Below are 12,108 nucleotides of genomic sequence, written 5' to 3'. Positions count from 1 at the left end.
GTTTCCAGGGGACCCAGGGACCATGACCACCGAAATCCTTCGCAAGCTGCTCGTCGCCGGCGCCGCCGTCGCCGCCCTCTCCGTCGCCGCCTGCGGCAAGCCGGCTGAAAAGGCCGACGCCGCCGCCGCCGAAGCCACCGCCGAAGCCTCGACCGCCGCCGCCGCCGCCGACACGGCTGCTGACGCCGCCGCGACCGCTACGGACGCCGCCGCCGACGCCTCCAAGGCCGCCGACGCCGCCGCCGCTCCGGCCGCCGACGCCGCCATGGCTCCGGCTGCTCCGGCCGAAGCTCCTCCGGCCAAGTAAGTCATTCGAACGCACTCGCGTTCGAAGAGCGGAGGGCCGCCCCTTGGGGCGGCCCTTTTCTTTTGCCCTATAGTCCGACCCCATGAGCGCCGACTCCCCCCTCGTCTGGACCGATGACGGCCAGCCGCGCTCGCGCCTCTACGGCGACGTCTATTTCTCCACGGAGGACGGCCTGGCCGAGAGCCGCGCGGTCTTCCTCCAAGGTTGCGGCCTGCCGCAGGCCTGGGCCGGGCGTAGGCGCTTCACGGTGGCGGAGCTGGGCTTCGGCACCGGGCTCAACATCCTGGCCCTGCTGGACCTCTGGCGCGCCACCGCGCCGACCCACGCCCAGCTGCATATCTTCAGCGTCGAGGCCCATCCGATCACCGCGGACGAGGCCGCCCGTGCGCTCACCGCCTGGCCGGAGCTGGCCGACATCGCCCAGGCCCTGATCGCCGCCTGGCCGGGCCGGGCCCGCGGTTTCCACCGGGTGGACCTGTCCCGGTTCAACGCCACCTTCGATCTCGCGGTGATGGAGGCTGAGCCAGCCCTACGCGCCTGGTCCGGCCACGCCGACGCCTGGTTCCTGGACGGCTTCTCGCCGGCCCTGAACCCGGAGATGTGGTCGAAGGACCTGCTCACCCTGGTAGCCCAGCGCTCGGCCCCGGGCGCTCGGGCCGCGACCTTCACGGTGGCCGGCGCGGTGCGTCGCGGCCTGCACGCCGCCGGCTTCGAAATCGAGAAGCGCCCCGGCCACGGCCGCAAGCGCGAGCGCCTGGAGGCCCGACTGCCCGGCCAGCCGCGGCCGGAGACCGTCCCGTCCCGGGTCGCGGTCATCGGCGCGGGGATCGCCGGCGTCTCGGCCGCCCGGGCCCTGCGCGCCATCGGCTGCGAGCCCCTGCTGATCGAGGCCGGACACCCAGGCGCCGGAGCCTCGGGCAATCCCGCCGCCCTGGTGACCCCGCGGCTGGACGCGGGCCTCGGCCTGGTAGCCGAACTGGCCGCCCAGGCCTTCGGGCGCGCCGTGAGGCTCTACGAGGCCCAGCCCCAGGCCGTGATCGCCCACGGCGTCCTGCAGCTGGCGGCCGGCGAGCGCGATCCCGACCGATTCGCCAGGATCGCGGCGTCCGACCTGTTCGAACCTGGCGACCTGGCGCCGCTCACCGCCGACCAGGCCTCCGAGCGCCTGAGGGAGGCCGTTCCCGCCGCCCTGCATCTGGCCGCCGCCCTGGTGGTGGAGCCGGCCGTCGCGCTGGCTGCCTGGTCGGGGCCCGCTCTGCGCGCGACGGTGGCGCGTCTGGAGCCGCGCGGCGGGGCCTGGGCCTTGCTGGACGCCGATGGCGGCCTGCTGGCGGAGGTCGAGGCCGTGATCCTGGCCGCCGGCCAGGCCAGCGCCGAACTGCGCCCGGACCTGCCGCTCAAGCCCGTGCGCGGCCAGGCGAGCTGGGCGGAGGGCGTGGATGGCGTCCCGGCCGCCGCCTGGGGCGGCTACGTCCTGCCCACCCGCGACGGGGTGCTGTTCGGCGCCACCCACGACCGCGACCAGACTGACACGGGTGTGCGTCTGGCCGATCATGCCCGCAATCTCGAGAGCCTGGGCCAGGCCCTGCCCGACCTGGCCGCACGCCTGTCCGAAGCGCCGCTGCAGGGCCGGGCCGGCGTCCGCGCCACCACCCCCGATCGCCTGCCGCTGGCCGGGGCCCTGGCTGGCGCGCCGGGGCTCTACGCCCTGACCGGCTTCGGATCGCGCGGCTTCTCCCTGGCGCCGCTGCTGGCCGAGCATGTGGCCGCCCTGGCGCTCGGCGCGCCGTCCCCCCTGCCGGCCCCTCTGGCGGCGCTGGTCGACCCTGACCGGTTCCGGGCCCGCGCCGCCCGGCGAGGCCGCATTTCCGTCGCAGAGGCGGCGCAACCTTGACCGGCCGAGCAGAGGAGCCTTCGCCATGACCCGGACTGAATTCTGGATGGCCGCCACGGCCGTTCTCGCTCTTAGCGCCGCCGGTTTCGCCCCGGCCTTCGCCGCCGACCCCGCAGGCGCCAAGCCTCAGCGACAGTGCTTCAGCGCGCGCAATGTCAGCAATTTCAGCGCCGTCGATGACCGGACCGTGAACCTGCGGGTCGGGGTCAAGGACGTCTATCGGCTCGACCTGCTGGGCCCATGCCACGACATCGACTGGGAGCACCAGATCGCCATCCAGTCGCGGGGTTCGTCCTGGATCTGCTCGGGCCTCGACGCGACCATCATCACCCGGTCGCCGATCGGGCCGCAGCGCTGCGCCGTGCGCACCATCCGCAAGCTCTCCCTCGCGGAGATCGCGGCCCTGCCCCCCAAGCACAAGCCCTGACAAAAAGTGGGCGCCGGCCCGAAGGACGGCGCCCAGTTGGCTGCCGGACCGGAACGGCGAGGCGTCCCGGCCTGGAGGTAAACCCTAGAAGCGCTGCTTGACGCCCAACTTGAACACCCGGCCGAGCGGGTTCCCGTTGGTCAGGTCGTAGTTGTAGAAGCTCTGGGCGAAGGGCGGATCCTCGTCGAACAGGTTGAGGATGCTGGCCGACACCGTCGTGTCCCAGGGCAGGTCGACGTTCAGGTTGAGGTCGTGCTGCCAATAGGCGTCGGTCTTGCCCACGGACTGGTAGGCGTTGGCCGCGTAGTTGAACCGGCAGTCCGGGGTCTGGACATAGTTGGGGAAGGTCCCGGTGCAGGCCGCGCCGACGTTCTTGGTGCCTTCGCGGTAAAGCACCTGCCAACGGAGGTTCCAGGTCTCGCCCCGCAGGTTCACGAAGGCGTTCAGGCGCGTCTTCGGGAAGGAATAGAAGTCCCCGCCGCCCAGGTCATGCAGGCCGGCCCGATCGATGGCCGGAGCGAAGATGACTGAGGAGTCCTCGCCCAACGAAGCCTGGCCGCGCTTGACTTCGCTGAGCAGGGTCGCTTCCACGCCCACCGTCGCGTTGGTGTCCATGAAGTCGAAACCGAAGAAGTTCTCGAATTCGTACTGGGCGCGGATGTCGAAGCCGGAGGTCTTGGTCTGCGGCCCGTTCACCCACTTGCGGGTCATCTGCAGCACGTTGGCCTGGCCGCAGCCCAGGTTGTTGAAGACGAAGCGCGCCGTTAGGGCGGCGTTGGCGCAACCCTTATTGGCGCCCGTCTGGGCCAGGGCGTTGAACAGGCCGGTGGTGTCCTCGACCCCCAGCTCGCCCTCGAAGTTGAAGTTGTAATAGTCCACCGAGGCCGTGAAGGCCCCGAAGTCCAACACCACGCCGATGTTGTAGGTGTCGGCGGTTTCCGGCTCGAGGGCCGGATTGTTGGCGGTGACCACCGCGCGGTAGCTGCCGCCGATGTTGCTGACGCCCTTGCTGGTGCCGGGCGAGGTCTGGCCTTCGCCAGGCGCGCGGAAAGTGGAACCGGCGGACGCCCGTAGGGCGATCCAGTCCATCAACTGCCAGCGGGCCGACACCTTGGGATTGGTGGTGGTGCCGACATTTCCGCCGAAGTCCTCGTGGCGGACAGCGAGCGTGACCTCGAGGTCTTCCGTGAGCGGGATGAGGGTTTCGCCGAACGCCGCCCAGGCCCTGCGGTCGGCCAGGAAGTCCTCCTGGGCGCCGAAGAAGACGAAGGGACCCACGGGATTCGAGCAGAGCGGCAGGCCGTCGTCGATGGAGTCGACGCAGGGCGTGGCCCGGACGTCGCCCAGGCCCTCCCAGTCCTGGCGGGTCTCGGTGAAGCGGTACTGGGCGCCCGCCGCCCATCGGATGCTGCCGCCGCCCAGTTCGATCCCGGTGTCGCCGTTGAACACCAGGTCGCCCACCAGGATGCTGTTGGTGTTGACGTTGGTGTAGGTGCCGTACAGCCACTCGACCAGCGCCGGGCTGTTGGCGACCGCGGCCTGGTAGTAGGGGTTCGAGGCGCCGTTGGCGCCGCTCACCTGGATCGCGTTGGTGAACGGATTGAAGTACTGGCAGGCACCTACGCCGGCGACGCCGGTGGCCGGATTGCAGCCCGGGCCGCCCAGGCCGCGGAAGGCGTTCTGGATGCGGTTCACCAGCAGGTCGTTGGTGACGACCGTACCCTCGTTCTCCATGTAGGTGACGGCCGCGTCCCAGCCGATGTCATACCACATCTTGCCCTTGAGCCCGGCCGAGATGCGGAAGGCGGTGCGTTCGATGTCCTGGTGGTCGGCCTTGTCCGAATTGGTCGGATGGCCGGCGACGCCGATGGCGCGCCAGCCGGTCTGGCTGGCCGTGACGCCGTTGACCATCGAGGCGCACTGGGCCGCGGTCAGCGGCGCGGCGCAGACGGTGCGCAGGTTGACCAGGCCGGGGTGGTTGGCCGGGATGAAGAACCGCGACTGGCCGTTGAAGCCGGCCGCCGCCGTCGAGCCGGAGGTGCCGCCGGCGCTGATCGGGGTCGGGAACTGGGTCGTCAGGTTGGCCGGGGATATCCGCTGGTCGGGGACGTCGCTGCGGTGCCAGGCGACTTCGCCGTGGAACTCGATGTCCTCTGTGAAATTGTAGTTCACCTCGGCATAGAGTTGGTACTGGTTCTCCTTGTTCACCAGGTCGTTGAACGGGGTGAACTGGAACCGGCACTGGCTGCCGGGCGGGACCGTCGTGGTCGGAAGGAAGGTCGGCGTGAGGAGCTGACCACCCAGGACGTTGCACCCGTTGTCCTGGAAGGTGGGGGCGCCGCCGTTCGGCTGCGCGTAGATGCCGGGATTGGCCGAGCCCGACCAGCCGCCGTAGAAGACCGACTCGAACGGGGTCAGGGCCCAGTCGCGCTCGCGGACGTCGAGGCGCGAGCGGTGCCGATAGCCGGCCGTGATCAGGACGTTGCCGTCGTCGAACTGCTTGCCGTAGGCGAGGTCCACATCGTAGTCGCCGTTCGATCCGTCGATCAGCGCGTAGTTGGCGTCGATCTCGAACCCGTCGAGGTCCTTGCGGGTGATGAAGTTGACCACCCCGGCGACCGCGTCGGAGCCGTAGGTGGCGGCCGCTCCGTCCTTCAGGATCTCGATCCTTCCGACGGCCGCAGTGGGAATGAAGTTCAGGTCCTGGCCGCCGCCCTGGAAGGCGATCGCCGTGGTGTCGGCCAGCCGGCGGCCGTTCATCAGGACCAAGGTCCGGGAAGCCCCCAGGCCCCGGAGATTGATCGAGGCCGTGCCCGCGCCGCCGTTGTAGCGGTTGCTCTCGCCCAGCGAGGACTGCGCCGCGGTGATCGTCTTGACCAGCTGGACGACGCTGGGTGCGCCCTGCTTGGCCAGTTCCTCGGTGCCGATTACATCGACCGGCAGGGCGGCGTCTTCGGGCGTGCCGGCGATAAATGAGCCGGTGACGATCACCTCTTCGACCGTGCTGGTCTGATCCTGGGCCGCGGCTTGGCCGGAAAGGCCCATCGCCAGGGCGACAGCCAGAATCGAACCACCGCAGAAATATCTGCTCTTCAACATTATGTTTCCCTCCCCTCGAGAGCCGTCCCGCTTTAAACGCGGAACCTTTTTGACTCTGGAGTGGAAATATCATCGGTCGGCTCGGCCAGGAGCGCCAGTAGATTTTTCACGCCTGCAACATGGCGTTGTCATGCGGTCTTGATCGCCCGATTTTGGCGAGTAATCATTGGTCATAAGGCCCTGTAGCTATGCGGATTTTCAGCGAATCCACGCCGCGCGGCGCGTTGAAAGCGGCCTTGCCGCATCGTGTGACCATTGTGGGATAAGGGTTTTCACGCCTTGCGGCGGCGCGCGGACCCGGTTCGATAGCGACGCAAGCAGGCGGCCGGCCAGGCGACCGGGCGCGACCGACAACAGGTCCGAAACTGTTGCGTGAAAGACGCGCCGAGCCAGAGACAGCGCCAGGCGCCCACTATACCGGACAAAAGAAAACGCCGCCCCTCCCGGGGCGGCTCTCCGAAAGGCGCCGATGGGGCGGCTCCGAGGTTCCTGGAAGCGGCTCGTCACCCCCAGCGAATAGACGCCGGCGAAGACGAACCGCGCCAGGGCCGCGCGGGAGAAAAAAGGGCGCCGCCGGGGAAACCCAGCGACGCCCGTGAGGCTTGGATCCGCCCTTTCAGGCAGGCGGTATGTTTAGAACTTCTTCTTCACGCCCAGCTTGTAGGTCCGGCCGAGCGCGCTGCCGGTGAAGGGGTCGTAGTTGAGGTCGAGCCGGGCGAACGACGGCTCGGTGTCGAACACATTGTCGATCGACAGGTTGACCGTGGTGTCCCAGGGCAGGAACACGCGGTAGTCGATCTCGTGCAGCCAGGTCTCGTCGATCTTGGCGCCGTTCGCCTGGATCGCGCCGTTGACCGGGTTGGGGGCGAAGATCGACGTCCGCTGGTCGACATAGGAGTCGATGTAGTTGACCGTCCAGCGCAGGTTGTGCGGCCCCGCGGTGTATTCGGCGAACACCGAGCCCTTGAGCTGCGGCAGCGAGGTGGCCGACAGCTGGTAGTTCAGATAACCGGCGGCGTCGAAGGCCTTCTCCACCGTCACCCCGCCGACCGCGAACGGATCGACCTTGTATTCCAGCGTGTAGGTGATCGATCCGCCGAGCCGCAGCCGGCCGCCCATCACGTCGTCGAAGTCGTAGTTGGCCAGGACGTCGACGCCCGAGGTCTTCACCGGCGGGCCGTTGACCACCTGGGTGCGGACCCGGGCGATCGTGGTGATCCCGCACGCGCCCTGGAAGGTGAAGCGCGCCTGCAGGCCGGCGAAGGCCGGGTTGTTGCAGTTCACCGCCGAGCCGCCCGGGAACATGGTGTTGACGATCGAACCGGACGGCTCGCCGACGATCGGGTTGTCGAAGTCGAAGCGCCAGTAGTCGACCGTGGCGTTGAAGTTGCCGATCTCGACGATGGCGCCGGCGCTGTAGGTCTTGGCGGTCTCGGGTTCGAGGCTTGGGTTGCCGAAGATGTCGATGGCCCGGAAGGAGCCGCCGATGAACGATAGCGCTGTGACGCTGTTGTTGGTCAGCGAGGTCAGGGGCGGACCCCGGAAGGTCGTGCTGGCCGAAGCGCGGAACGCCAGCCAGTCGGCGGCCTGCCAACGGATCGAGCCCTTCGGATTGAGCGTCGAGCCGGTCTCGCCGCCGTAGTCCTCGTAGCGCGCGGCGAGCTGAATCTGGATGTCGTCGGTGAGCGGCACCGCCAGTTCGGCGAACACGGCGTAGACGTCGGCCTCGAGATCCGCCTGCTCGCCGGTGCCCAGGAACATCAACGGGCCGTTGCGAACCGTGCAACTCGTAGTTCCGGTGATCGGCGTGTCGATGCAGGGGTTGGCGTCGATATTACTGAGATCGTTGTAGATCGACGTGAAGAACGACCGCCGGAACTGGGCGCCGGCCGCCCAACCGATATTGCCGCCGCCCAGCTCGATGCCGAGCTCGCCGTTGAACACGGCGTCGGCCACGAACAGCTTCTGGGTCTGCTTGGTGTAGACCTCCTGGAAGAACCAGCGGACCAGTTCGGGATTATTGGCCAGGGCCGAGTTGAAGCTCGGATTGGTCGCCCCGGTGATCGAGTTGCTCTGCACCGCGTTCGAGAACGGGTTGAAGTAGTGGCAGCCGATCGCGGCGTTGCCGGCGTTGGTGGTGAAGCCCGCCGTCTCGGCCGAGGTGCAGCCGTTCGGGTCGTTATTCAGCGCGCCGTAGCCGCGCAGGGCGAGCTGGAAGCGTGACACCACGGTGTCGTAGCCGGTGCGGACGCCGGTTTCCTGGCCGTAGGTCAGGGAGAAGTCATAGCCGATGCCGTCGTCGCCGAACTGGCCCTTGAGGCCGCCCGAAACCCGGAAGGCGTCGTAGTGGCGCAGGCCCTGGGACGGGCCGTTGTCGAAGGCCGGGTTGCCGCCATAGCCGAGGGGCCGGTAGCGGACGCCGGGAATATGGGCGCCGGTGGCGAAGGCCGGGATCTGGCTCGGATTGGCCGCCCGATAGGCGGCGAAGCCGGGGTTGGACGCCGGGACGAAATAGCCGGCCAGCACGCTCGCCGGGAGGCCGCTGGCGGGATTGGTCGTCGCCGTCGGGGTCTGCAGCGCCAGGTAGGAGGGCGACGTATTCCACTCCGGCACGTCGGTCTCGGAATAGAAGGCCTCGATGTGGAGCTTGGCGTTGTCGCCGAGATCGGCGTTGGCCTCGCCGTACAGCTGGAAGCGGTTTTCCGTTTCCACCAGGTTGTCGAAGGGGATGTAGGCGAAGAGACAGGCCGGCAGGGCGCCGGGCTGGACGACGCCGCCCAAGGGGGTGCAGCCGTTGTCGAGTTGGAAGCCCGCCGCGGGCGTGAAGGCGCCAGTCGGCGTATTTGTCACCGGCAGGAAGGGCGCGATCGCGTTGCCGGCCGACCAGCCGCCTTCAGGGTTGTCGAAATAGGGTTGGGTGGCCCAGTCGCGATCGGTGGTCGTCAGCTCCGAGCGATGCTGGTAGGCGGCGCTGAGCAGGACGTTGCCGTTGTCCCAGGAATGACCCCAGAGCAGGCTGCCGGTGTAGTCGCCCTTGGATCCGTCGACGTTGCGGTAGCTGGCGCTGGCCTCCAGGCCCTCCACGTTGGTGCGGGTGATGAAGTTCACCACCCCGGCGATAGCGTCGGAGCCGTAGATGGCCGCGGCGCCGTCCTTCAGCACCTCGACCCGGCCGATGGCGGCCGACGGGATGATGTTGGTGTCGACGATGCCCGCGCCGGCCTGGCCGAACGGGTTGGGCGCCATGCGCCGGCCGTTGATCAGCACCAGGGTCCGCTGGGCGCCGAGGCCGCGGAGGTTCACCGAGCCGGAGCCCTCCGAGCCCTGGGCTCGAGGGTCGAACTGGTTGGTGTCTCCGAGGACGCCGCTGGAGACCGGCAGGGCCTTCAGGAGCTCGACCGTCGAAGGTGTGCCTTGTTTTTCCAGATCCTCAGAACTGATCACGTCGACCGGCAGGGCCGCGTCCTCGGGCGTACCGGCGATGAACGACCCGGTGACCACGACTTCTTCGACAGTGCTGGATTGGTCTTGGGCGGCGGCTTGGCCCGATAGGCCCATCGCCAGGACGACGGCCAATACGGAGCCGCCGCAGAGATACCTGCTCTTCAACATCATATTCCTCCCCCTCGCCGGACGCCGGTTTCGATCTGACGCGATGGTCGCCCGTGGGTGGAAGGATCAAACGCCTGTTTGGCGCGGCGGCGCTAGGCCATTTCTTGCCGCGGCGAAACAATCCATTCGAACTGCGTTCAACGCGCAACACCGTTACGGCAAAAGGGTTTTTGACGGTGACGATGAAAAGACGCCGCAAGCCGCGACAATCCGTCCTCGCTGATCGCCGTATCGGCCGAGCCGCCTCGACCCTGGGTTGGCCAGGGGGAGGACGGATTGTCGGAAAGGGATGGTGGACGTGACAGGGATTGAACCTGTGACCCCCTCGATGTCAACGAGGTGCTCTCCCGCTGAGCTACACGTCCGACCGGCCGGTCTCCCCTTAAGGGAGCGGGAGGCGGCGGTATAACGGCGCGGGACGCGCCGTGCAAGCGCCGCTGAAAACGATCAGGCCGCGGCCATCATCCGTTCCACCTCGGAGACGATCTCGCGCAGGTGGATCGGCTTGGACAGCACCTTGGCGCCGGGCGGGGCGGCGTCGCCGGCGGCGAGCGCCACGGCGGCGAATCCGGTGATGAACATGATGCGCAGCCCCGGATGGCGCGCCGCGGCGAGCCGGGCGACCTCGATGCCGTCCATGCCGGGCATGACGATGTCGGTGAGCAGAAGGTCCCAGTCCTGATCGAGCACGGCGGCCGCCTCGTCGCCGTCGGCGCAGGCGGTCACCTCATAGCCAGCCCGCTCCAGGGCGCGGGACAGGAATCCGCGCAGGGAGTCGTCATCTTCGGCGAGCAGGATCCGAGGCATATGTGCTCCGAGAGGGTTGTCGGCAAAGAACGATCCTAGGCGCCTAGATGTAAATCCGCGATGAACCGGCCGCCTGCGCCTCCAGACGTTTGACCGCTGAGCAGACGCACCGTCATATGGTCGCGATGACCGCCTGGGAGTCCATCGCCGCAAACCGCGCCGCGCCGAAGGTCCCGCCATTCGAGGTGCGGCGAGCGGCGAGCGCCGGCGCGCCTGCCCCGACCCCCCTGGTCTTCGCCTCCCCGCATTCGGGCCGGCTCTATCCCGACGACATGATGGCCGCCGCGGCCCTGGACGCCATCGCCATCCGCCGCTCGGAAGACGCCTATGTCGACGAACTAGTGGGCGCGGGGCCCATCCTGGGCGCTTCGATGATCTGCGCCAACCTGGCGCGAGCCTATATCGACGTGAACCGCGAGGCCTTCGAACTCGACCAGGCCATGTTCGCCGACGAGCTGCCCGACTTCGCCCGCGCCCGCACGGCCAGGGTGGCGGCAGGGCTGGGCGCCATCGCCCGCGTGGTGTCCGAAGGCCAGGAGATCTACGCCCGCAAGCTGACCTTCGCCGAGGCCCGCGCCCGCATCGAGATGGCGCACGCTCCCTACCACGCCGCCCTGGCCCGCCTGATCGGCGAGGCCCACTCGGCCCACGGCTACGCGATCCTGATCGACTGGCACTCCATGCCGGCGGCCGCGGCGCGGGTCGGCGGCGCGCCGTGCGACATCGTCCTGGGCGACCGGTTCGGCGCGGCCTGCGCGGGGCTGGTCACTCTGCGAGTGGAAAAGGAGCTGGAGGCCATGGGCTACCGGGTGGCGCGCAACGCCCCCTATGCTGGCGGCTACACCACCGAGCACTACGGCCGGCCCGCGCGCCGGACCCACGCCCTGCAGATCGAGATCAATCGCGGGCTCTATCTGGACGAGGCGAGCCTGGAACCCACCGAGGGCTTCACCCGCCTGCAGGCGGACCTCGAGGCCCTGACACGGACCCTGGCCGCGGCGGACTGGTCCGGCCTGAAGTAACTGCAGCGCCCGCGCCAACAGCTATCATCCCGGAAAGCGCGCAGCGCTTATCCGGGACCCATGAACACCTGATGGCTGGAATGAAGATGCGACCGCGATGACGCCGCCATGACCTGAACCATCAGGTGTTCATGGCTCCCAGCTCTCCGCTTCGCTGCGGCCGGGATGACAGCCAAAAAAAAGCCGGACCCGAGGGCCCGGCAGTTCATTAGGGAGGAAACGCCCAGGAAGGGCAGAGGCGTCAGCGACGCCTCACAGTTCGAACATATACAGTGCGACGCACAAAACAACAACTGAAAATGTATTCTGGCCATCACATTTCCTGACAGCTCTGAAAAAACTCGTTACAAAACAGTTAGGTTGTAATTCACCTTCTGATGAAGAAATTTGGTGCGGCGCACAATAGCTGCACAATGCCAATGTGCGGCGCGGCGAGAAGGTGCTGGCTTAATGGTCCGGCCTCGCCTACAAGCGCCCGCTTCTCCAGATAGGGCCCTCCCCGGGCAATTCAATGTCGCTCCGCAACATCGCCATCATCGCCCACGTCGACCATGGGAAAACCACCCTCGTCGACCAACTCCTCGCCCAGTCGGGTGTGTTCCGCGCCAACGAGGCGACGGTCGAACGCGCCATGGACTCCAATGACCAGGAGCGCGAACGCGGGATCACCATCCTGGCCAAGTGCACCAGCGTGCTCTGGCATGGCGAGGCGGGGGAAACCCGCATCAACATCATCGACACCCCCGGCCACGCCGACTTCGGCGGCGAGGTCGAACGGATCCTTGGCATGGTGGACGGCTGCGTCCTGCTGGTGGACGCCGAAGAGGGCGTCATGCCCCAGACCAAGTTCGTGCTGGGCAAGGCGCTGAAGATGGGCCTGAGGCCGATCCTCTGCCTCAACAAGGTCGACCGGGCCCACGCCGATCCCGACCGGGTGCTG

8 protein-coding genes and 1 tRNA gene are annotated in these 12,108 nt (G+C 68.1%); 5 read left to right on the top strand and 4 right to left on the bottom strand.

All coding sequences use genetic code 11. The features are described 5' to 3' along the window. From Q8Q88_RS22725 to Q8Q88_RS22715, 3 genes are all read left to right on the top strand, one after another. Nucleotides 1-307, top strand: a 307-nt coding sequence (locus Q8Q88_RS22725) for a hypothetical protein (protein ID WP_305677459.1), incomplete at its 5' end; no start/stop codon positions are given. 82 nt (nt 308-389) lie between these two features. After that, complete coding sequence (mnmC, locus tag Q8Q88_RS22720; protein WP_305677458.1) at nt 390-2,201, top strand: FAD-dependent 5-carboxymethylaminomethyl-2-thiouridine(34) oxidoreductase MnmC; 1,812 nt, start codon at nt 390-392, stop codon at nt 2,199-2,201. 25 nt (nt 2,202-2,226) lie between these two features. After that, nucleotides 2,227-2,628: a DUF6491 family protein gene (locus Q8Q88_RS22715; protein WP_305677457.1), complete on the top strand. Its 402-nt coding sequence runs from the start codon at nt 2,227-2,229 to the stop codon at nt 2,626-2,628. Nucleotides 2,629-2,712: 84 nt separating this feature from the next. On the opposite strand, the gene Q8Q88_RS22710 is transcribed toward Q8Q88_RS22715, so the two are convergent. The 4 genes from Q8Q88_RS22710 to cpdR form a co-directional block, all read right to left on the bottom strand. Beyond that, on the bottom strand, nt 2,713-5,727 hold the full coding sequence (locus Q8Q88_RS22710; protein WP_305677456.1) for a TonB-dependent receptor domain-containing protein: 3,015 nt from the start codon (nt 5,725-5,727) through the stop codon (nt 2,713-2,715). Between the two features lie 633 nt (nt 5,728-6,360). Then, on the bottom strand, nt 6,361-9,339 hold the full coding sequence (locus Q8Q88_RS22705) for a TonB-dependent receptor (protein WP_305677455.1): 2,979 nt from the start codon (nt 9,337-9,339) through the stop codon (nt 6,361-6,363). 290 nt (nt 9,340-9,629) lie between these two features. Then, a tRNA-Val gene (locus Q8Q88_RS22700) sits at nt 9,630-9,704 on the bottom strand. A gap of 82 nt (nt 9,705-9,786) precedes the next feature. Then, on the bottom strand, nt 9,787-10,146 hold the full coding sequence (cpdR, locus tag Q8Q88_RS22695; RefSeq protein ID WP_254834852.1) for a cell cycle two-component system response regulator CpdR: 360 nt from the start codon (nt 10,144-10,146) through the stop codon (nt 9,787-9,789). Nucleotides 10,147-10,271: 125 nt separating this feature from the next. On the opposite strand from cpdR, the gene Q8Q88_RS22690 reads away from it, so the two are divergent. Continuing rightward, nucleotides 10,272-11,168 carry an N-formylglutamate amidohydrolase gene (locus tag Q8Q88_RS22690; protein WP_305677460.1) on the top strand — a complete coding sequence of 299 codons (897 nt, stop codon included), beginning with the start codon at nt 10,272-10,274 and terminating at the stop codon, nt 11,166-11,168. A gap of 511 nt (nt 11,169-11,679) precedes the next feature. Then, nucleotides 11,680-12,108 (top strand): GTP-binding protein (locus tag Q8Q88_RS22685; protein ID WP_305677454.1); only part of this gene is annotated, 429 nt, incomplete at its 3' end.

The sequence above is a fragment of the Phenylobacterium sp. genome, assembly GCF_030697925.1.
Classification (GTDB): domain Bacteria; phylum Pseudomonadota; class Alphaproteobacteria; order Caulobacterales; family Caulobacteraceae; genus Phenylobacterium.
This window is presented reverse-complemented; position numbering and strand designations above follow the sequence as displayed.